The sequence below is a fragment of the Mycobacterium parascrofulaceum ATCC BAA-614 genome (assembly GCF_000164135.1).
Lineage (GTDB): Bacteria > Actinomycetota > Actinomycetes > Mycobacteriales > Mycobacteriaceae > Mycobacterium > Mycobacterium parascrofulaceum.
Genome location: NZ_GG770553.1, coordinates 1,448,744 through 1,470,106, shown reverse-complemented (window position 1 = coordinate 1,470,106; position 21,363 = coordinate 1,448,744). Strand labels below are relative to the sequence as shown.

General features: G+C 69.5%; 18 protein-coding genes and 1 pseudogene. 9 read left to right on the top strand and 10 right to left on the bottom strand.

Translation table 11 applies throughout. The features are described 5' to 3' along the window. Positions 1-257: 257 nt before the first annotated feature. Positions 258-755, top strand: a complete 498-nt coding sequence (locus HMPREF0591_RS06950) for an SRPBCC family protein (RefSeq protein ID WP_157137481.1) — start codon at positions 258-260, stop codon at positions 753-755. A gap of 9 nt (positions 756-764) precedes the next feature. Here HMPREF0591_RS06950 and HMPREF0591_RS06945 read toward each other — a convergent pair whose 3' ends face one another. After that, positions 765-1,172 (bottom strand): MerR family transcriptional regulator, encoded by a 408-nt coding sequence (locus HMPREF0591_RS06945; protein WP_007167754.1) that lies wholly within the window; start codon positions 1,170-1,172, stop codon positions 765-767. Positions 1,173-1,233: 61 nt separating this feature from the next. Here HMPREF0591_RS06945 and HMPREF0591_RS06940 point away from each other — a divergent pair, with 61 nt between their 5' ends. The 3 genes and pseudogenes from HMPREF0591_RS06940 (at position 1,234) to HMPREF0591_RS06930 (ending at position 3,100) form a co-directional block, all read left to right on the top strand. Continuing rightward, a complete protein-coding gene (locus tag HMPREF0591_RS06940; protein WP_007167753.1) occupies positions 1,234-1,563 on the top strand; it encodes a hypothetical protein in 330 nt (109 codons plus the stop codon). A gap of 8 nt (positions 1,564-1,571) precedes the next feature. Next, positions 1,572-1,925 (top strand): SpoIIAA family protein, encoded by a 354-nt coding sequence (locus HMPREF0591_RS06935; protein WP_244268792.1) that lies wholly within the window; start codon positions 1,572-1,574, stop codon positions 1,923-1,925. Between the two features lie 8 nt (positions 1,926-1,933). Beyond that, positions 1,934-3,100: pseudogene (locus HMPREF0591_RS06930) on the top strand (FAD-binding domain). Here the strand turns inward: HMPREF0591_RS06930 and HMPREF0591_RS06925 are convergent. Then, entirely contained in the window at positions 3,097-4,461 is a 1,365-nt protein-coding gene (locus tag HMPREF0591_RS06925; protein ID WP_040621327.1) for a cytochrome P450, read from the bottom strand. The pseudogene HMPREF0591_RS06930 and the gene HMPREF0591_RS06925 sit on opposite strands and share 4 nt — an antisense overlap. 11 nt (positions 4,462-4,472) lie before the next feature. Further along, positions 4,473-5,348, bottom strand: coding sequence for an alpha/beta fold hydrolase (locus HMPREF0591_RS06920; protein ID WP_007167748.1), 876 nt, complete (start codon positions 5,346-5,348; stop codon positions 4,473-4,475). Between the two features lie 109 nt (positions 5,349-5,457). Between HMPREF0591_RS06920 and HMPREF0591_RS06915 the strand changes: the two genes are divergently transcribed. The 4 genes from HMPREF0591_RS06915 to HMPREF0591_RS06900 all read left to right on the top strand — a co-directional run bounded on the left by HMPREF0591_RS06915 (position 5,458) and on the right by HMPREF0591_RS06900 (position 10,441). Continuing rightward, positions 5,458-6,351 (top strand): NYN domain-containing protein, encoded by an 894-nt coding sequence (locus HMPREF0591_RS06915; protein ID WP_007167747.1) that lies wholly within the window; start codon positions 5,458-5,460, stop codon positions 6,349-6,351. Beyond that, positions 6,338-7,531, top strand: coding sequence for an MFS transporter (locus HMPREF0591_RS06910; RefSeq protein ID WP_007167746.1), 1,194 nt, complete (start codon positions 6,338-6,340; stop codon positions 7,529-7,531). Before HMPREF0591_RS06915 ends, HMPREF0591_RS06910 begins: the two co-directional genes overlap by 14 nt. 138 nt (positions 7,532-7,669) lie before the next feature. Further along, entirely contained in the window at positions 7,670-8,908 is a 1,239-nt protein-coding gene (locus HMPREF0591_RS06905) for a cytochrome P450 (RefSeq protein ID WP_040621985.1), read from the top strand. Positions 8,909-9,124: 216 nt separating this feature from the next. Then, positions 9,125-10,441: a hypothetical protein gene (locus tag HMPREF0591_RS06900; RefSeq protein WP_040621324.1), complete on the top strand. Its 1,317-nt coding sequence runs from the start codon at positions 9,125-9,127 to the stop codon at positions 10,439-10,441. A gap of 13 nt (positions 10,442-10,454) precedes the next feature. On the opposite strand, the gene HMPREF0591_RS06895 is transcribed toward HMPREF0591_RS06900, so the two are convergent. Continuing rightward, complete coding sequence (locus tag HMPREF0591_RS06895; RefSeq protein WP_007167743.1) at positions 10,455-11,372, bottom strand: alpha/beta hydrolase; 918 nt, start codon at positions 11,370-11,372, stop codon at positions 10,455-10,457. 49 nt (positions 11,373-11,421) lie between these two features. After that, on the bottom strand, positions 11,422-12,366 hold the full coding sequence (locus tag HMPREF0591_RS30755; RefSeq protein WP_007167742.1) for a rubrerythrin family protein: 945 nt from the start codon (positions 12,364-12,366) through the stop codon (positions 11,422-11,424). 320 nt (positions 12,367-12,686) lie between these two features. Here HMPREF0591_RS30755 and HMPREF0591_RS06880 point away from each other — a divergent pair, with 320 nt between their 5' ends. After that, positions 12,687-13,670, top strand: a complete 984-nt coding sequence (locus tag HMPREF0591_RS06880; RefSeq protein WP_167310138.1) for a cation diffusion facilitator family transporter — start codon at positions 12,687-12,689, stop codon at positions 13,668-13,670. On the opposite strand, the gene HMPREF0591_RS06875 is transcribed toward HMPREF0591_RS06880, so the two are convergent. The 5 genes from HMPREF0591_RS06875 to HMPREF0591_RS06855 all read right to left on the bottom strand — a co-directional run bounded on the left by HMPREF0591_RS06875 (position 13,667) and on the right by HMPREF0591_RS06855 (position 21,299). After that, positions 13,667-14,743 carry a PDR/VanB family oxidoreductase gene (locus HMPREF0591_RS06875; RefSeq protein WP_007167740.1) on the bottom strand — a complete coding sequence of 359 codons (1,077 nt, stop codon included), beginning with the start codon at positions 14,741-14,743 and terminating at the stop codon, positions 13,667-13,669. The two genes, HMPREF0591_RS06880 and HMPREF0591_RS06875, sit on opposite strands and share 4 nt — an antisense overlap. 10 nt (positions 14,744-14,753) lie before the next feature. Then, on the bottom strand, positions 14,754-15,659 hold the full coding sequence (locus HMPREF0591_RS06870) for an alpha/beta fold hydrolase (protein WP_007167739.1): 906 nt from the start codon (positions 15,657-15,659) through the stop codon (positions 14,754-14,756). Positions 15,660-15,678: 19 nt separating this feature from the next. Further along, positions 15,679-16,587: a metal-dependent hydrolase gene (locus HMPREF0591_RS06865; protein WP_007167738.1), complete on the bottom strand. Its 909-nt coding sequence runs from the start codon at positions 16,585-16,587 to the stop codon at positions 15,679-15,681. A 26-nt stretch (positions 16,588-16,613) separates the two neighbouring features. After that, on the bottom strand, positions 16,614-19,853 hold the full coding sequence (locus tag HMPREF0591_RS06860; protein WP_007167737.1) for a thioester reductase domain-containing protein: 3,240 nt from the start codon (positions 19,851-19,853) through the stop codon (positions 16,614-16,616). A gap of 459 nt (positions 19,854-20,312) precedes the next feature. Next, a complete protein-coding gene (locus tag HMPREF0591_RS06855; RefSeq protein WP_040621311.1) occupies positions 20,313-21,299 on the bottom strand; it encodes a diacylglycerol/lipid kinase family protein in 987 nt (328 codons plus the stop codon). Between the last annotated feature and the right edge of the window lie 64 nt (positions 21,300-21,363).

Genomic DNA, 21,363 nt, shown 5'->3' with positions numbered 1-21,363 from the left:
CGGCGCGACGTCGGCCTGCCCGCAAGCCGCCGTCGCCAGCGCGGCGGCGGCGAGGCCGCCCGCCACGATCGCAGTCATTCTCATGGGCGCTTCTCTTCTGCGTGACTCGGCTTTACGGCGCTGGCAGTAAGACACGCCGGGTTCGCTACCGATCCCAAACAGACGCGTCGCGAACCGCGCCCTATGTATTCACATATGCGCATGGATGCACTAATGTGGCGGTGATGCCGCACGACGAGTGAAAGGATGTGTTCAACGTGTTCGAGTTCAGCGAATCGGTCGTGATCGCGGCACCCCACGCGCGGGTGTGGAGCGTGCTCAGCGACATCGACCGCTGGTGGCTGGCTTCCAACAGCGAGCACGGAAGCCTCGAACACCTCGACTCCTTGCCGGCGACGCAGGTCGGGGCGCGATTGCGGATCACCGAGAAGATCGGCGGGATACCCGGGGTGGCCGAGGGGACGATCACCGCCGTGGACCCGGGCACGGCGGTCACCTGGGAGGCCGACGCCCGCTACCGCTGGTTCGGCGTTTCGCTGGACGTGGGCGAGGGTGTGACCTGGAGCGTCGAACCGAGCGACGCGGCGAGCACCCGCGTCAGCGCGCGGGTGTGGGCCACGTTCCCGCGGCACCTGGTGGGGCGCGTCGCCGCCTTCGCCTTCGTGCACTTGCTCAACGGTGTCGTAAAGGATCGCGAGCACACCCGCACCGAGTTGCGCTATCTCAAACGGCTCATCGAAGAGCCGGCGGCGTAGGCGGGGCGCCTAGCCGGGGTGGCAGAACCCTTCGAGCACAAGGCATTCCGCGGCGGGTTCGCCACCGCAGTCGGCCTTCGAGGCCGTGATCAACCCCGCGATGCGGCTTTCGAGGGTCCGTAGTTCCGCGAGCTTCGCCCGCACCGCGGCGAGGTGAAGCTCGGCCAGGTCACGCGCCTCGAGGCAGGAGCGATCGGCGTCGTGGGCGAGTGCGACCAGATCGCGAACCTGCTCCACCGAGAAATCGAGGTCGCGGCAGCGCCGAATGAACGTCAGCCGCCGCACATCGTCGTCGTCATAGCGGCGCTGGCCGCCGACCCGCCGCGGGTCGGGCAGAAGACCGATGTGTTCGTAGTAGCGGATTGTCGGCGCGGTCGTCCCGGTCGCGTCGGCGAGCTGGCCGATTTTGAGACCCATCCGTCCATCGTCCCGCGCACGGTCTTGACCCTCAACCCGCTTGAGGTCTGATCCTGTAGCCATGCAGAAAAATCAGGACCCCGCGGCGGTTGCCTGCGCGCTGACCGCCTCCGACCGCGCGGCCCGGATCGCGTGGATCGAACAACTCAACGCGACGGCGCTGGACGGCTACCGGCGCGACGGTTGCCGAATCCGGCTGCGCTACCGGCCGGAGGCCGCCGCGCGGGCGCGCGAACTGGTGCGTCGCGAACGGCAGTGCTGCCCGTTTCTCCATTTCGACACCGAAGAAGACGACGACGCCTTCGTCGTGACAATCGATGCCCCAACCGGTTTGGCCGCCGACGCCGATGCCCTGTTCGCGCCGTACACCCGATCGGGGGGCCACGAATGATCGAGATCATGCGCGACAGCGACGGCGACGTGCTGGGCGTGCGCGCGACGAACAAGCTGACCGTGGGCGATTACCGCGACGTGCTTGAACCCGCGGTCCAGGCCCTGCTCGACCGCTTCGCCAAGGCGAAGGTGCTGTTCCTCATCGACGAGCCCTTCGACGGGTGGACGCTGCGCGCGGCATGGGTCAACACCGTGTTCGACATCAAGCGCCGCAACGACTTTGCCAAGGTGGCCGTGGTCGGCGCACCACGCTGGGAGCAATGGTGCGTCAACGTCGCCGCCGCGTGGCTGATGAGCGGCGAATTGCGCACATTCGACCGTGAACGGCTGGACACCGCCTGGGAGTGGGTGCGAGCGTAGAGGTCACCATGCGAATAGCGATCAGCGGTGCGGGCGTGGCCGGGGCTGCGCTCGCCCACTGGCTGCATCGCACCGGCCACACGCCGACGTTGATCGAGCAGGCCGCGGGCTTTCGCACCGGCGGCTACATGATTGACTTCTGGGGCGTCGGCTACCAGGTGGCCAAACGCATGGGCGTCGAAGAGCAGGTCCGCGCCGCCGGATACGAGATCCAGCGGCTGCATTCCGTCGGCTCCCGGGGCGAGGTCCTGGCCGACGTCGACGCCAGGGTCTTCAGCCGCATGGTCGGCGACGACTTCACCAGCCTGCCCCGCGGCGACCTGGCCGCCGCCATCTACCGCACCATCGAGGGCTAGGTCGAAACGATCTTCGGTGACAGCATCACCGCCCTCGACGAGCACAGCGACGGCGTCCGGCTGGCCTTCGAGAAGGGCGCGCCGCGCGATTTCGATCTGGTGATCGGCGCCGACGGGCTGCACTCGAACGTGCGCCGGCTCGCCTTCGGGCCGGAGCAGGATTACGACCACTACCTCGGTTGCAGGGTCGCGGCCTGCGTGGTGGACGGCTACCGGCCCCGCGACGAGTTGGTCTACGTCATGTACGCCACTCCCGGCCACCAACTGGCACGTTGCGCACTGCGCGACGACCGCACCATGTTTTTGTTCATTTTCCGCGCACCGCGCGAGGGCACCATCGCGGCACCGAAAGACCAGCTGCGCAACGAGTTCCGTGACGTCGGCTGGGAAGCCCGGGAGATCCTGGCGACCCTCGACGACGTTGAAGACCTGTACTTCGACGTCGTCAGCCAGATCCGCATGGATCGCTGGTCGCGCGGCCGGACGCTGCTGATCGGCGATGCGGCCGCGTGCATTTCGCTGCTGGGCGGCGAGGGCACCGGCCTGGCGATGACCGAGGCCTACGTGCTGGCCGGAGAGTTGGCGCGGGCCGGCGGCGACCACCGCCGCGCCTTCGATGCCTACGAGGCGCGCCTGCGCCCCTTCATCAAGTCCAAGCAATCCGGTGCGGAGAAGAACATTCCGTTCTTCGCGACGAAGACCCGCTTCGGCCTGTGGTTCCGCATCGTGGCCATGCGCACCATGAACTTCGCTCCGATGGCAAGGCTTTTCGCCAGCACCGTGATCGACGACTTCGACCTGCCGGATTACGGCATCTAGCCGGCGGGCCGGGCCGCGGGCGTCGGGGCGGGGACGTCCCTGAGCGCCCTGAGCCGGATGCGGGCGCCCCGATGCGGCACGAGCACAACGAATTTCAGCCGCTGCCGTTCGGCGGGCGCGGCAGTGGTGTCCAGCTCGACGCGGCGCAGGATCTCGCGCAGGACCACCCGCATCTCGACCATGGCGAAGCCGGCGCCCAGGCAGCGGCGGTTGCCGCCGCTGAACGGGAACCAGGTCGTCGGGCTCAGGGTGGCGCCGAGCATCCGGTCCGGGTCGAATCGGTGCGGATCCGGGTACACGGCGGCGCTGGTGTGCACCAGCCCGATACCGGGGGCCACCATGACCCCGGCGGGCAGCCGGTAGCCGGCGACGTCGGCCGGTTCGGTGAGCACCCGGCCCACGTCGAAAACCACCGGCCGGACCCGCAACGTCTCCTTCACCAGCGCGTCGAGGTACTCGTCGCCGGCCGGATCGCCCGCGGCACCGGCCTCGGCCGCGGCCACGGCCCTGGCCAATACGTCCGGGTGGCGGGTCAACCGCTCGAGCGCCCAGGACAAGCCGTTCGCCGTGGTGTCGTGGCCGGCCACCAGCAAGGTCATCAGCTGATCCCGCAGTTCGCGGTCGGACATCGTGCGCCCGCCGTCGTCGGCCCGCACCAGCATCGCCAACACGTCGGTGCGTTCGGCCACGCCGGGATCCGCGCGGCGTTCGGCGATCTCGGCGTACAGCAGGCGGTCGGCCTCGGCCATCGTGCGACGCAGCCCCCGCCACGGCCGGTAGCGCTGCAGCGCCGGCTTCGCCAGCGCCAGCGTCGCCCACGGCCCCACGCTGAGCAGCCGCGGCATGATCGCCCGCAGGGCGGCGAGCCGGGCGGGGTCCGTGGCGCCGATGACCGTCCGCAGGATCACCTCCAGGGTGATCTCCGCCATCTTCGGCGCGGCCGCGAAATTGGCGCCCACCGGCCACGTCGCGATGTTCGCCGCCGCGATCTCGGCCATCAGGCCGGCCTGGCGCGCGACGGCGTCGCGGTGAAAGGGCGGCAGCATCAGGCGGCGGCGATCCCGGTGGACGTCTTCGTCGATCACCAGCAGGGAGGTGTCGCCCAGCAGACCGCTCAGGATGGAATTCGCCTCGCCGGCATGGAAGACGCGCGGGTCGCCGGCGAACACCGTCTTGACGTCGGCCGGGTCGGCCAGATAGACCAGCGTGCCCATCCCCGCGACGCGCAGGGTGAACACGCTGCCGTAGCGACGGCGGCAGGCGGCGACGAAGTGCGACCCACGCTGCAGCATCAGAGCGGCCTGCACCGCCCGGGGCAGCCGGGGCCCCGGCGGAAGTGCCGTACGCGCCGCTGTGCGCATCGCCCCAAATTTTACGGCAGGGGCAGCTGGGCGCTCCCCGATTCGTGCCGGTCGGCGGTCGCGATGAAGTCCTCGATCAATTCCACCACCTGATTGGGCGCCTCCACCTGCGCGAAGTGGCCGACGTCGGGCAGGATCTCGAGCCTGGCGTCGGTGCGTGCCTCGTGGGCGGCGTACGCGTGATCGACCGGGATGATGGCGTCGCGCTCGCCCCAGATCGCCATGACCGGCAGGTCCTCCCGCAGCCGCAGCCTGGTCAGCGCGCTGACCGCCTGGCCTCGGTAGTCGACCACCGATCGCAGCGTGCGCAGGAACGACTGCCGGGTCTCGCCGTCGGACAACGACGAGTACGCGCTCCACATCTCGGCGCCGCGCGGCGAGTGGATGCCGGCGCCGCGCAGCCACGACCTGAGCCGGTTGCCGACGGCCAGCACGGGCTTGGGCGCGATGATCGGCAGCACCAGCTCGGCGCCGGGCGCCGACAGCAGCCGCAGCACCCAGCCGACGTCGGGACCCAGGCCGCCGCTGCTGATCAGAATCAACCGCTTGGCGTAGTCGGGGTGCTGGTAGACGAACTGCATCGCGACCCCGCCGCCGAGCGACTGACCGACCAGGGTGGCCTGGCTGACGCCGAGCTCGTCGAGCAGGTCACGCAGCCAGACCGCGAAGGCGCCCAGCGAATAGTCGGTGCGGGGTTTCGCCGATTCGCCGTGACCGAGCAGGTCGGGGGCGATGACCCGGAACTTCTTGGACAGCGGCGGTATCACCGACCGCCACGTCTCCGAACTGCCGGCCATGCCGTGGATGAGCAGGAGCACCTCTCCCTCACCCTCGTCGCGGTAGGCCACGCGATCACCGTGCAGCTCGAGAAACTTCAACTCACTCATTCCCCGGGTGTACCCGCTGGGGCGGCGCTTAGGGCCGCGATCGGCCGAATCGTGACGGAAACCGCTTCCGGCCTCCACAGTGCCGGACGCCTCAGCGATGATCTAGACCATGACCGAACCGGTTGCCGCCCGCGTGGCCGTCTACCTCGACTTCGACAACATCGTGATCTCGCGATACGACCAGGTCAACGGCCGCAGCTCGTTCCAGCGCGACAAGGCCAAGGGGCTCGAGCAGTATGCCAACCGGCTGGACCGGTCCACCGTCGACGTCGGCGCGATCCTCGACTTCGCGTCGTCATTCGGGATCCTGGTGCTCACCCGGGCCTACGCGGACTGGTCGGCGGACATCAACGCCGGATACCGCGGGCAGCTGGTGGCCCGCGCGGTCGACCTGGTGCAGTTGTTCCCCGCGGCGGCCTACGGCAAGAACGGGGCCGACATCCGCCTGGCCGTCGACGCGGTGGAGGACATGTTCCGGCTGCCCGACCTCACCCACGTGGTCATCGTGGCGGGCGACTCCGACTACATTCCGCTGGCCCAGCGCTGCAAGAGGCTCGGCCGGTACGTCGTCGGCATCGGGGTGGCCGGGGCGTCCAGCCGGGCGCTGGCGGCGGCCTGCGACGAGTTCGTCGTCTACGACTCGCTGCCCGGGGTGCCGGCGCTCGAACCGCAGGGCGCGGACGGCGAGGCGGAAACCAAGGCGTCGAAGCGACGCGGCGGGCGCGGCAAGGCGGCCGAACCCCAGGAACCCGAACCGCCGGACCCACAGGCCGCCGCCACGGCGCTGCTGACGCGCGCGCTGCAGATCGGCCTCGAGAAGGACGACGCCGACTGGCTGCACAACTCCGCGGTGAAGGCGCAGATGAAGCGGATGGACCCGTCCTTCAGCGAAAGGTCTCTGGGATTCCGGTCATTCAGCGATTTCCTGCGGTCCCGGTCCGATGTGGTGGAGTTGGACGAGACGTCGACGACGCGTATGGTCCGGCTTCGTGCGCCGCAGTGAGATTGCACCGCGGCCCCATTGGCTCACCCGCAACGTCCGGGTGCTCTCCGGGGTCTCGTTCCTGCAGGACACCGCCAGCGAGCTGCTGTACCCGCTGCTGCCGATCTACCTGACGGCGGTGCTGGGCGCGCCGCCGTCGGTGGTGGGAGCCGTCGAGGGCGCGGCCGAGGGCGCCGCGTCCCTGACGAAGCTGGCGTCGGGCCCGCTCGGCGACAGGTTCGCGCGCCGCCCGTTGATCGCCACCGGGTACGGGATGGCGGCGCTCGGGAAGGTCCTCATCGCGGTAGCCGCGGCGTGGCCGGGCGTGCTGGCCGGTCGCGTCGTCGACCGGCTCGGCAAGGGCGTCCGCGGTGCGCCGCGCGACGCGCTGCTGGTCGACGGGGTGGACGACGCCCTGCGCGGCCGGGTCTTCGGCTTCCATCGCGCGATGGACACCTTCGGCGCCGTCTTCGGCCCGCTGCTCGGGCTGGTGGGTTACGAGCTGCTGGACCACCGCATCGCGCCGTTGCTGTACGTCGCCATCGTGCCGGCCGTGTTGTCCGTGGCGCTGGTGCTGCTGGTGCGCGAGCGGCGTGACGGCCGACCGCGAGCGCGCCGGAAGTCCATGTGGTCCGGCGTGCGTTCGCTGCCGCAGCCGTATTGGCGGGTGACCGCACTCCTGGTGGTCTTCAGCGTGGTGAACTTCCCCGACGCCCTGTTGTTGTTGCGCCTCAACGAGATTGGCTTCTCGGTGGTCGGGGTGATCCTGGCATACGTCGGATACAACGCGGTGTACGCCCTGGCCAGTTACCCGGCCGGATCGCTGGCCGACCGGATAGGCCGGCCGGCGCTGTTCGGCGTCGGCCTGGCATTCTTCGCCATCGGCTACATCGGGCTGGGTCTGACCACCGACATCGTGACGGCATGGCTGCTGATCGGCGCCTACGGAATGTTCACCGGGTGCACCGATGGGGTCGGGAAGGCCTGGATTTCGGGGCTGGTCGACCCGGAGCACCAGGCCAGCGCGCAGGGCGTGTTCCAGGGCGGCATCGGGCTGGCCGTCCTGGTGGCGGGGTTGTGGGCCGGTTTCCTGTGGGGCGCCAACGGCCAACTGCCCCTGCTGGTTTCGGGGGTCACCGGGGGCGTGTTCGCGGTGGCGCTGATCGGCGGCCAACTGGTCCGCGGCCGGCGAAACGGGTAGTCGCCACACATCCCGTCGTTTTTGTATGGCGTATCGCGCGGCGCGTACCCGCGGATCGTTGACAGCTTCCCGGCACGGCCATACATTGTGTGAAAGTTGTCGCGGGCCGGTGGCCCGCGCGACCTCGAGGAGACCGTCATGACCGTCGGTACCGCTCCCACAAGCGTTTTCGATGCCGATCTGCCGACGCTGACCTACGACGCCGAGGAAACCCCCGCCGAGGTCTATCCGCGCCTGCAGGCGGCGCAACGGCGTGCGCCCGTGGCGATCGGACCCTATGGACCCGAAGTCCTGTCCTACCACCTCGTCCGCTCGGTGCTTCGCGACGCGCGGTTCCAGATCCCACCCGGGATCAACCTGCTCGCCCAGGGCGTGACGTCGGGCCCGCTGTGGGACAAGGTGGTCAACAGTCTGCTGTGCCTGGAAGGGGACGCGCACCACCGGTTGCGCAGCCTGACGTCCAAGGCGTTCACGCCGCGCGCGACCCTGCGGCTGCACGACACCATGGTCGACGTGATGAACGGGTTGGTCGACCGCGTCATCGACGCGGGTCGCTGCGACGTCGTCACCGACCTCGCCCGCCCCTACCCCGTCCCCATCATCTGCGCCTTGCTCGGCGCTCCCCGCGAGGACTGGCAACAGTTTTCGTTGTGGGCCGACGACGTCTTCAAGGCCTTCAGCTTCAGCGTCGACATCCGGGAGGTCGAGCCCGTCGTGATGCGGGCGTGGGGGGAGCTCGACGACTACGTCGACGAGATGGTCGCGCGGCGGCGGCACAGCCTGACCGACGATCTGCTCTCCGACCTGATCCGCGCCGAGGACCCGACTTTTCCAGGCGACCGGCTCGACACCGCCGAACTGCGGATGCTTGCGGGCGGCCTCCTCCTGGCGGGGACGGACACCACCCGCAACCAGGTGGCGGCCTCGGTGCAGGTCCTGTGCGAGCACCCCGGGCAGTGGACCCTGCTCAAGGAACACCCCGAACTCGCGATGCGCGCCGTCGAGGAGACGATGCGCCACTCGCCGATCGCGTGCGGAACGCTTCGGCTGGTGGCCGAGGATGCCGAGGTGGACGGCTACCTGTTTCCCGCCGGCACGATGGTCCTGGTCAACACCGCCGCCGCCAACCGCGACCCGGCGGTCTACGACGACCCGGACCGGGTCGACATCACGCGCGAGGGGGCGCCGCCGATCCTGACCTTCGGCGGCGGGGTGCACTACTGCCTGGGCGCCAACCTGGCGCGGCGGGAGATCGCCGAAGCGCTGAACGTCGTCGCGGGCCGCCTGCTCAACCCGCGCACCGCGGGACCGGTCCCGTGGAAACCGATGGTGAGCCTCAGCGGCCCCAGGAGCCTGCCCATCGAGTTCGACCGGTAAGCACCCGCGCGAGCAGACGCATACTCGCATTCTCCCGCCCGTAGTAGCGCGAGTTTGCGTCTGCTCGCCGCCAATGGCGCCGGGCCGGGCAACACGGTGTGACGAAGACCGCCTGACACAAGTCGCGGCCGACCCCCGCCCGCTTTACGCTCGTTGGTTACACGAACTTAACGGGGGTTTTCGATGCGGGCGTTCACGGGGCAAACTCTGCCCAAAATGCGGCGTGCCCTGGTCGCGTCGACCGCCTGCCTGGCCCTGGTGTCCTGTTCGGAAACCGCGTCCCCGCCCGCGGCGACACCGACCACCTCGACTTCCGCGCAGAAAAAGGCCGCCGGCACCGCCCCGGCGCCCGCGCCGATCACGGGTCCGCTGGAAAAGGACTGGAAAAGCTACGGCGGAACGGCGTACTTCGGCTGCCCCGACAAAATTTCGGTCAGCAAATCCGCACTCGAGGACATCCGGCCCAAAATTTTTGACCCGAAGACCGGGCAATACGTCGCGCCGGGCGTACCCGCGGTCGCCCCCGGCGAGAACCTCACCGGCGCCATCTGCGCGCTGACGGGCACCGCGGACGATATGCGGGTCGTCTACCTCGTCACGACCGCCAAACCCGGGCAACCGCAACAGCCCGAAGCCACCAAGACGACCGCGTACGCCTACGACTTCAAGGGCACGCAGCCGTTGGCGACCAAGGAACTGCAACCGCCGACCCCGGATCTGAAGCTGACCGCGGCGAAGGACTGGGGGCTGGCCTCGACGGCGTCGGGCGTGGCGTGGATCAACGCCTTCACCGACGGGCGCGCCCCCACCTCCCCGCCGCGGACCGTGATCCTGTCCGGCACCGACCTGTCGGTGCCGTGGAACGACCCGCAGTCCGGACGCGCCTGGCAGGACATCCTCGCCTTTCAACGCAACACCGACCCCGCCAAGACGTCGGGCGCCGAGCTGCGGCGCCCCAGCGGAGAGCCGATCTACCAGGACAACGACGTCCGCAGCGTGGACGCCGAATTATCCGACGGCCCGGACAAACTCGTGCAGATCACGCACTGGGATTCCTACCATCCCCCGGTGCTGTCGACCATGTTCTACGACCTGAACGCCAAGGCCGTCATCAAGATCGGCGACTCCGATCGCCTTCCCGGCGGCGGGCTGTCCGCGACGTTGTCCGACGGAAAATTGTTCGTCGACGCCCACGATTCGGACGACTCTTCGTTCGGATTCGGGGTGTGGAACCTGCGCAGCCAGCAATGGGACTTCCTGAAGACGCGCGACGAGGCGAAGCAGATGGGGATCGCCAAGGTGGCGTTCTTCGAAGACCACCTCTACATCACCAAGGTCGGCAATGCGTTTGCCGTGCTCGCCCTGCCCGCGACCGAACCGATCGCGACCACCTGGTCCGTGCGGCCCTTCGCGCGCATATCGGGCTGGACGCTGGTGTGCCGCGGCGAGAACGCCGCCGCCCTCAAGGGAGACTGCAAGGACATCGTGATGGTGCAGGACCAGGACGGCCACTATCCGGGTCCCTGGTCGTAGAACTTCGTCGCCCTCATCGCGGATCCCGCATCAGGTGGCGGCGCAGGAATTCCGCCTGCACCGAGCTGATCTCCTCGAACAGCGCGCCCGTGTAGACGTCGAAGTGCCCGACCGGATACCGGTGCAGCTCAACGTTTTTCATCCCCGACGCGACGCGGGTCGCGAACCTGGGCGACGCCTGCTGGTCGTGGTCCCCCACGCACATCAGGACGGGCATCCGAAGCCGCTCGGCGGTCCCCTCGCGGTAGCGCGGCAACGCGAACAGCATGCGGGGAGCCAGCGCATTGCGCCAGCCGACGGCTTCGCCCCCCAGCGCCTCGAACGCGGCCCTCGCCTCGGGCTCGGTGAATACGGCGGCCGCACCGGAATCGGCGACCACGGGAACCAGATGCGGCGGCCGGCCCAACTTCGCGCCGGCCAAGTCGCACACCGCCGCGACGACGAATTGCGCTGTCCGCCAAGTCACGTCCCAGTTGAGCCGCTCGCGGAGCGTGCGCCCGCGGTGCCAGCCGTCGATCAGCGGCACCTGCGACACCACCGCGGCGATGGCGGGGTCGGCGGCCGCCACCGCGAGCACGTGGCCGCCGCTCAGCGACGTGCCCCACAGGGCGACGCGGCACGGATCGATGTCGTCACGGCCGCGCACGTACCGGACCGCCGCCCGGTAGTCGTCCCGTTGTCCGGCGACGTCGATGACTTGACGCGGCTCGCCCGCACTCGCCCCGAAATTCCGGTAGTCGAACGCCAGCACCGCCACGCCCACCGCGGTGAACTTCGCGGCATAGGCGGGCAGGCCGAGGCGCTTGGTGGCGCTGCCGCCGTGCCCCATCACCACGCAGGCGAGTCCGTCGCCCGCGGTGGCGGGCCGGTAGAGGTCGCCCGCACACCGCACCCCACCGGACTGAAACGACACTTCCTCGGGGACTGACACGTCGGTTCCGTTCTAAGTCGGTGACCTCGCCCCTATTCGACGGTCGCGGTCATGACGCGGCCAGCGCCTTTTGAAACATCTGCTGGTGCGTCTTCTCGTCGCCGGCGATTTCCCGGAACAGGTTGGCGGCGGCCGGGTTTCCCGCCTGATCGGCTTGGCGCGCATAGTCGGGATACATCACGTCGGCCTCGTGCTGTTCGCCGTTGATCGCCTCTTGCAGGTTCGCGTTGGTGTCGGTGGAGACCAGCCCGGCGAGCGTGGCCAGCATCGCGAAATGCTCGTTCAACTCGAAGTTCGCGGTGTTCGTGAAGAGCTGCGCCACAGCCGAGTTGCCGTCTCGTCGTGCCTGATCGGCATAGCGCATGTATTTGGCGTAGGCGAATGCCTCGCCCTGCATCGCCGTGCGCAGATTCGCCAGCGTGGTCCCGGACGACCGCGGGGGTCCGGCGGTGATGGCCACCGGCGCCGGCGTTGCACCCGGGGGCACCGACGCGCCGCCGCCGGGACCGCTCACCGCGTCGAGTGCGGCCTGAAAGTCCTTGAGGTGGGTCGCCTCGTCGGCGCCGATCTCGCTGAAAGCCGAGGCCGCGGCCGGGTCGTTGTCAGCGGTGGCCTGCTTGGCGAAGCCCGGGTACATGGTGTTGGCTTCGTTGGTCTCGCCGTTGATCGCGTCACGCAGGTTGGCCTTGATATCGCTGCCCAGCCCGACCAGATCGGCCTCGCGGGCGAAGTGATCCATGTGCTCGGTCTGCGCGGCTTCGGTGAAGTCCCGCGCAACCTGCGTCCGCCCGGCCTGCTGTGCCTGGGTGGCGTACGCCAGGTACTTCGCGTGGGCGAGCGCCTCGCCGTGCATGGCCGCCAACGCATTCGATCGGGTGGAATCGGCCAACGGAGAGGCAGATGACGATGCCGGCGGCGCCGGGCGGCTCGAGCATGCCGCCACCAGCAGTGCGGCCGTGCAGACCGCGACCGCCAGCCCTCTAGCCTGATGCATGGTCAACCTCGCTGTTGTGGCGTCGATCGTCTCGCTGTGTCGCCGACGGTAGTTCTCGGCGCCCCGCCGGACCTAGGGGCGGAAGTCCCGTGATTGCATCGTTCCGATCGGGGCGGGGCGCGGCCGAAAAGCCGATCCGCGCCGGCGGCGCCACCCGATCGGGCGCGGTGGCGGAGGCGGTCGCGGAGCTGATCGGCGCGGGCTACGGGATCCATCAGCTGCCATGCCCGGAGCGGCTGGCGTGGGTCGCCGCGCTCGCACCGGACGACCGAATGACTTACTATCTGCGTATGCACGCAGGTAATCGGGAAAGGGCCGCGATGAGCACCGGTGGTCATGGTCATGTGCACGAGCACGACCATGGGCTTCGCGGTATCGTCACGCGATTTTTCGCCCCGCACAGCCACGACGCCGGCGACAGCGTCGACGCGGCCCTGGAGACCAGCGCCGTCGGCATCCGCGCGGTCAAGATCAGTCTGCTCGGGCTCGGCGCGACCGCGCTCGTGCAGGTGGTCATCGCGGTCGTTTCCGGGTCGATCGCCCTGGCCGCCGACACGATCCACAATTTCTCGGACGCGCTGACCGCCGTACCGCTCTGGATCGCTTTCGCGTTGGGTCGCCGCGCGGCCACCCGGCGCTACACCTACGGCTTCGGCCGGGCCGAGGATCTCGCCGGCCTGTTCGTCATCGGCATGATCACCATGTCGGCGGTCATCGCCGGCTACGAAGCCATCCGGCGGCTGATTCACCCAGTCGCGATCGAGCACCTGGGCTGGGTTGCCGCCGCCGGCCTGATCGGCTTCATCGGCAACGAGGTCGTCGCCGTCTACCGGATCCGGATCGGTCGCCGCATCGGCTCGGCCGCCCTCGTCGCCGACGGCCTGCACGCCCGCACCGACGGATTCACCTCGCTGGCGGTGCTTTTCGGAGCCGGCGGGGTCGCCCTCGGCTACCCGCTGGCCGACCCGATCGTCGGACTGGTCATCACGCTGGCGATCCTGGCGGTGCTGCGCGGGGCGGTCCGAGACATCTTCCGCCGGCTCATGGATGCCGTGGACCCCGAGCTCGTCGACACCGCGGAAGCCGCCCTGGCGGCCCGGCCCGGGGTCCGCGGCGTGCGCAGCATCCGGATGCGCTGGATAGGGCACCGCCTGCACGCCGACGCGGAACTCGACATCGACCCCGGCGCCAGCCTCGAGGATGCCCACCGCATCGCTCACGACGCCGAACACGAGCTGACGCACGCGGTGCCGAGGCTCGACAGCGCACTCGTGCACGCCTACCCGGCGCACCCGCGTATCTAGGCGTCGATCACCAGCCGGTCACCGTGCGCCCGGGAGACGCAGACCAGCATTTCGCCGTCCCCCTCTGCGGTGCGCCCGCGCCGATCGACTTTTCCGGCAAGCACTTTCACCTTGCATGTGCCGCAGAAGCCCTGCTGGCAGGAGTAGGCGGTCGTCGGGTCGCCGTCGCGCATGACGTCGAGCGCCGACCGGTTCGCCGGCACGCTGAGCACCCGCTGGGAACGGGCGAGTTCCAGCTCGAACGGCACGCCGTCGACGACGGGCGGCGGGCCGAAGCGCTCGTAATGCAGCGGCGCGTCCGCGTGTTGGTCGCGCGCGGTGCGCACCGATTCCAGCATGGCCGTCGGGCCGCACACGTAGACGGCCGTCGTCGGCCCGGCGCCGGCGAGCAGTTCCGCGGCGGTGGGCATGCGGCCGCGCTCGTCGTCAGCCCACACGGTGACCCTGTCGGGCGCGACCGCGAGCAACTCGCCGAGCAGCGGCATGTCCTCCCGGCTGCGCCCGGCATACACAGCGCGCCAATCGATTCCGCGCTGCTGGGCGAGCCGCACCATCGGCAGGATCGGTGTCACGCCGATGCCGCCGACCACGAACAGCACCTCGCGTTCATCGGTGACGAGGTAGAACGCGTTGCGGGGCCCCTCGAACTCGATTGTGTCGCCGACGTCGAAGCTGTCGTGCATTTCGATCGAGCCGCCGCCACCGTCGGCGATCCGGCGGACCGCGATGCGGTAGTCGGTGCGCCGCCCGGGCGGACCGCACAGCGAATACTGGCGGCGGCGGCCCGACGCCAGCCGAATGTCGATGTGCGCGCCGGGAGTCCAGGACGGCAGCAATCCGCCCTGCGCGTCGGCGAACGTCAGCGCCACCACGTCGGGCGTGAGGAGTTCGCGCTTGGTGACCACCGCGGTGGTGGTTCGCTGCACCGCAACGACGCGCGACGGGGCCCACCGCGAGGCGGACGCCAGGCCGCCGAACAGGGTGCCCACCCCCCACAACGCCGTGTAGAGCCGGTCGCGCTTGCGGCGACCGTACAGGTCGGCGGGCCTGCTACTCCAAATCGTCTGTGCCATAGTCACTTCCCTAGGCCTGACCGCTGCCGCCGGCCTGGTCGACCCACTCGGCCGTGAGCTTGGCGATGACGTCGGGGTGCGAGGACACCACCCAGTGTCCGCCCTCGATCGGGACGACCCTGCCGTGCCGCGGTATCGAACCGGTGAACCGCTGCAGCGGTGGCGACACGAAGTAGTCCCGGCGAGCCACCAACACCTGCACCGGGACGGTCGTCTGCGGCAGGTCCTCTCCCGGAAACAGGAATGGCCCAGGCATGTTGGCGCGGTACAGGTTGAGCCCGTTGAGGTAGTCGCGGGTCGACCGGGTGCCGGCCGCGCGCCGCCGGCGTTCGCCGCGGGGCCGGCCGATGAATTCCACCGCGGCGAACACGCTCACGCTGATGCGCGACCAGATCGCCAGTTCCGGCAGCCCAGGGCACAGGAAAAACCAGATGTACGACGAGGCCAGGGCCTGCTTGAGCACGTCGAAAACGCCGCGGGGCGTGCGCGCGGACCGCAGGAACTTGCCCGCGTAGTTCAGGTGCGGGCCGGAGATCGACGTGAACGAGGCTACTTTGGGCATCACCTTGTCGTCGGTGACCGCCGCCCAGGCCTGAATGGAACCCCAGTCGTGGGCGATCAGGTGCGCCCGGTCCACCCCGAGGCTGTCGATCACCGCGCCGATGTCCGAAACCAGTTGGGGCAGCCGGTAGTCAGAGCGCCGCGCAGGCTCGGACGAGTCGCCGGCGCCCCGCACGTCGAGGGCCACGAAGTTGAAGCGGCCACCGAGCTCCTCGGCGACCCCGTCCCACACGTGGTGGGTGTCCGGGTAGCCGTGGATCGCCAGGATCGTCGGGCGCGTTCGGTCGATCTCCGAGTGGGCGTGCACGGCCAGGGATACGCCGTCCGACGCGATTACGGTGCTGGACTGAGTCATTCGTGCGTGCACCCGAGGCTCAGTGCGCCGCGCGGGCCGCGGGTGAGCGGGCCAGGTAGTCGACCGCGCGGCCCACCCCGCCCAGTTTGGACGGGTGGAAGCTCGGCGTGTAGTAGGCGCCGATGACCCGCAGGAACTGGAAGGGCCCGGGCACCAGGCCGCGCCGCGCCGCGCTGAAGTAGTCGCGCCAGTGCGGCTTGCTGCCGGGCGGCAGGTACGGGTCGACCGAGTACATGAACCGCACGCCGCGGATGAACAACCACAGCAGCGCCGGCGTCACCAGCAGCTGGGTGCGCACCTGCCGCCAATACCCGGCGCGCAGGTGCTTCATGGTGTCGAACGCGACCGCCTTGTGTTCGACCTCTTCGGCGCCGTGCCAGCGCAGCAGGTCCAGCATCACCGGGTCGGTACCGAAGGCGTCGTGCTGCGGGGTGTCCAGGATCCACTCGCCCAGGATGGCGGTGTAGTGCTCGAGGGCCGCCACCATCGACACCCGCTCGAGCAGCCAGCTCTGCCGTCGCCGCCGTCCCCACCCGGGCCGGTCGCCGATGAGCCGGGAGAACAGCCAGGCCATCTGGTCGGTGAACGGCGTGACGTCCACCCCCTTGGCCGCGAAGTGGTCGAGCACCCCCGCATGCGCCTGGGAATGCATGGCCTCCTGGCTGATGAAGCCCTGCACGTCCAGCCGCAGCTGATCGTCCTTGATCAGCGGCAGCGTGTTCTTGAACGCGTCGACGATGAACTCCTCGCCGGCCGGCAGCAGCAGGTGCAGCACGTTGCAGAAGTGGGTGGTGAAGGGCTCGCCCGGTACGTAGTAGAACGGCAGCGCCGCCCAGTCGAAGTCGACGTCACGCGCCTGCAGGACGATGCGCTCGTGGTCGAGCGATGCGTCGTGCGGACCCGTCGCCTGGTCGTCGACGGTGAACATGGTGGACCCCCTTGGTCGTTGCGGCGCTAAGCGCTGCGTTGCGCCTCGGCCTCAGCCTCGGTGATCAGGCCCTCACTCCGCAAGAACCGGACGAGATTCTCGACCGTCTCGGTCAGCGCCGGTTCCCGCAGCCGCACGTCGGCCAGCGCGCGCGCACGCTGGTATTGGGCGTTGCCGTAGCGCTTGTCCCGCATCGCGGCGATCTTGTCCGCCGAGCGGGTGAGGAAGTCGACCAGCGGGTAGATCGGGTCGCGCGGGGTGCACCGCCGGTTCATCTCGGCGGCGAACGCCGGGATGTCGTGGTACTCGAAGCGGTAGCCGTAGCGCTCGGACAGCACCCGGGCTATGTCGGTCATGTTGTAGTAGTCGTCGGCGGTCATGTTGAACACGTCGCCCGCGCCGGCCGGCAACTCCATCAGCGCCACGATGTGGTCGGCGATCAGGTCCGCCGGCAACAGGCTGAGCTGGTTGAGCGCATTGGCGGCGACGCCGTGCTCGATCATGAACGCCACCGTGCGCACCAGGATGTCGTCCTGGCTGCCGAAGCCCGCGGCGGTCGGTGAGATCAGCGAGGGCCGGAAGATGCGCACGTCGAGCCCCTGGCGCTGGGCGGCGAAGGCCAGCTGCTCGGCCACCCACTTGGTCTGCGAGTAGCCGAAGTCCAGGGCGTTCATCTCCAGGTTGGCGTCGGACTCCCCCACCACCGGCTTGACGCTCCACCCGTAGATGAAGGTGCTGGAGACCAGATGGAAGGTCTTGCGGTGGGCGGTCATGGCCAGCCGCAGCAGCTCGTGCGTGCCGGCCACGTTGGCGGGCCGCAGGGCGTCGTAGGTCCGGACGTAGTTGACCAGGGCGCCGTTGTGGACGATGACGTCGACGCCCTCGGCCAGCCGCCGGAATCGCGGCGCGCCGAGGCCCAGGTGCGGCTCGGCGAGGTCGCCGCACACCACGCGCACCCGCTTGCGGACCTCGGCCTCCAGCGCCGGGGACCACAGCCGGGCCTTGCGCAACGCCGCAACGATCCGATCCAGCCCGTGGGCCTCGTCCGTCGCGCGGATCAGTGCGTGCACGGTGTATGACGTCCGGCCCAGCAGGCTGGCGACCAGGAACGGCCCCAGGAACCCGGTGGCGCCCGTCAGCAGGACGTCGCTGGGCGCGCCCGGCCGCGCCGGCGGCAGCGCCGGCAGGGGCAGCTGGGCGTCGGCCCGCATCCGTGCGACCTCGTAGGCCTCGTACTCCGTCGAGATCTGGTCCAGCGCCTGGCGCAGCGCGTCCAGCGGCTGCCCGGACCCCTCACCGAACTGCCGCATCAGCCTGAAGAATTCGGCCACCGTCAGGCGCTGGAGCAGGCGCGTGTTGACCTCCTCGGCCAGCTCCCCGGCGCCGTGCTCCTCCAGCAGGGCCTGCAGATCGGAGCGCAGCTCGGCGAGCGCCAGCGAGTCGATGCCGAGATCCGCGAAGGAGCAGTCCTCCTCGCCGGTGAGGTCGTAACTCTCGATCAGGTTGCGGAACCGGTCCAGCGGGCCCCGCTCCGCGTCCGGCAGGTCGTGGGGCTGATGCGTGTAGACCGACAGCACGGGCAGCTTGCCGTCCAGCCAGAGCTGCCGCGTCGACGAGCGCCTGATCTTCCCCGAGGTGGTCTTGGGAATGCTGTGCGGCGGCACGAACACGATGGTGTGCGGGTCGATGTGCCCGTGCCGCCGGATGGCGCGCGCCAGCGCCTTGCCGTCCGGCAGCGCGTGCTGGTCGCGGACCTCGGCCACCACCGTGAGCACCTCCTGCTCGTCGCGCTCCACCGCGAAGGCGGCGACGCAGCCGCCGCGGACCTGGGCGGCCGACCGCTCGACGATGCCCTCGATGTCGGAGGGGTAGCAGTTGACGCCGCGCACGATGATCAGGTCCTTGCTGCGACCGCAGACGAACAGCTCGCCCTCGTACAGGAAGCCGAGGTCGCCCGTCCGCAGATAGGTGTGGTCGTCATCGCCGGGGATGCGGGCCGCGAAGGCCTCCGCGGTGAGCGCGGGGCGGTTCCAGTAGCCGCCGCCCTTGGACGGCCCGTCCAGCCAGACCTCCCCGACCCGGCCCTCGCCGAGGGCCGACCCGGATTCTGGATCGACGATCCGCACGACGTTGCCGTCGATGGGCTTGCCGCAGCTGACCACCGGGGCCTGGTTGCTGTTCCGCGGTTGGGCCTTTTCGACCCGCGCCAGGTTGTTTTCCAGCGCACGCTTGTTCAGCGCCAGGGTCTGGCGGCCGCACAGCGAGACGATCAGGGTGTTCTCGGCCATGCCGTAGGCACCGGTGAGCGCGTTGGGCTGCAGCCCGTGGGGGGCGAACCGCTCCCGGAAGCGCGCGAACGTGCTGGCGCGCAGCGGCTCTGCGCCGACGACGATGTTCTCCAGGCTGCTCAGGTCGATGCCCTCCAGCTCCGAGCTGGGCAGCTTGTCCTCGCGCAGGCACAGCTCGAGCGCGAAGTTCGGCACCGGCGTGTGGGTGGCTCGGACGTCGCTGATCAGCCGCAGCCAGGACGACGGCCGCTTGAGGAAGTCCAGCGGCGACATCGCGTGGGTGGTCCCGCCGATCAGCGGGATGAACAGGTAGGCCGAGATCAGGCCCATGTCGTGGTGCTGCGGCAGCCAGCTGACCAGCACCTCTCCGCCGGCGAAGGCCGAGGCGTTGGCGATGACGTTGGCGTGGCTGACCACCACGCCCTTGGGGTCGCTGGTGGAGCCGGAGGTGTACTGCAGGAAGAGCACCGGCCCGGGCGTGTCGGGCACCGGGGTGCCGCCGAAGTCCTGCGTGCCGTCGGTTCCGAACCAGGGCAATTCGGGGGGCCGCCGGTCCCCCTGCCAGGGTGACCCGTCGTCGAGGTGGTTGAGCATCAGGCGGTAGTCGTACTCGAACTGCTTGGTCGACAGCACCGCCCTGGCCTGGCAGTCGCGCGCGATGAAGGCGAGCTTGGCCAGTCCGGACTCGAACGACATCGGCAACGGCGGGCTGACCGGCACGGCGATCACCCCGATGCGCGCGCAGGCGTAGAACGCCGCCACCATCTCCAGGCCGGGCGGGTAGACCAGCAGCGCGCGGTCTCCGGGGCGCAGCCCGGCCTCGGCGGTCAGGTAGGCGGCCAACTCACGCGTCCGCTCCGCGAAACTCTGGTACGTGTAGTGCTCCTGCTCGCGCCCCTCGTCGTCGACGAACCGGAAGAGGGTCTTGTCCGGCGTCAGGGCTTCCCTCATGTGCAGATGATCAATGAGCGTCTCCATCGCAGGAGCCACCCCCTTTCGGGTTCACTTTGAGCGATAAAAACTTTTGGATCAATTGATAAAGCCAATGTAGGTCGCGGGCGGTCGCTAAGCAAAGCGGATAATCGCCTTTTTGAGACCGCACATTAACTTCACAGGCTGGGCTTATCTACCGACGCGAATTTGGTGCCGGCGCCTTGCGGATCCACGGATTTCAGTATCTCAGGAACTCGCTCTAACAGCGTCGATGCCACGCCATGCGCTCCGCAAGCACGTGGATACTGACATACAGATTTGCGCCATTCCTGATTTATCAGTTGGCGCGCCGAGGCGGAATTCGCGCGCAATTTTGTATCGGCGGGCAAACGGCCTACAGGCGACCGATGGCGTCGAGCCGGAAGCGCGCCAATCGTGGCCCCGCCGGGTGATTTCCGCCACCGGGCAGACCCGGGGGCGATGCTGAACTACTGAGATACGGAGTCAGCCGGTCCGGGCGACGCGGATGAGCGGGCCGGCGCGGGCCACCAGCCGGGTGATGCCGACGAACCGCTCGCCGTCGATGATCGGCGACAGCGGCTCCCCCTCGGCCTCGATGACCATCTCGCGGCCGTTGACGTCGCGCACCCGCCGACCCCGGACCGTGCCATTGGTGAGCAGCGACGGGAGCCGCGCGACGATCCTCGAGGGCCGGACCTCGCCGGCCTGGAAATGCAGCGCGCCCGGATTCTCGGCCTTCGGGAAGAGCCGGAACGGCCCGCCGATCCGCAGGTCGATGGCGCCGGCGTGGAGCAGGCGGTGCGTCCGCGTCGGCACCTCCTCGCCGTCGATCACGACCCGGGCGCGGGTCGGGGCGAACAGCACGGACGCGTAATTGGCGTCCTGCGAGCGGCCGACCTTGGTGGCGAGGTAGTCGCGGAACGAGCGGCCGATTACCCGGGCGACCTCGCCGCGGCCGTGGTCGGGCTTCCCGTAATACATGTCGTAGAACCGGTTTCCGACGCCCCCGGCGGCCAGCCCGAAGCACAGGCGGTGGAACGGGGCGCCGTCGGCGGTCTGGCCGTCCAGCCGCAGGGTGTCCAGGCGAATCTCGGGCGGGGGCCGGTCCGCCTCGGCGGCGGCCGCCAGCGCGCGGATGACGGCATCGGGCCGGCCCCGCACCCGCGCCTTGCGGGCGACGGCGTTGACGCTGCCCCCGTTGGTGGGCACAAACGTCGGCCAGCGCTCCGGGTCGGTTTCGCAGCGCTCGATCTCGTTGATCAACCAGTGCAGCGCGCCGTCGCCGCCATCGCCGACGAGGTGGGTGACCCGCGGATGGAGCTGGTCCAGGGTCTTGCCGAGGTCGTCGGTGGAGGCGGTTTCGTGCACTTCGCCCCACGGCCCGACGATGCGGCGCAGCTCGGCGGCGCGGTCACCGCGGGCCCCGCGATTGCGGCGCGCGAGCGGATTCACGATGACCCCGAGGTACATCCGCCGGCGCCCAGGTGTGCTTCCGTCGGCCATCCCACGCACGATACCTGCGGCGTTCCGGTGC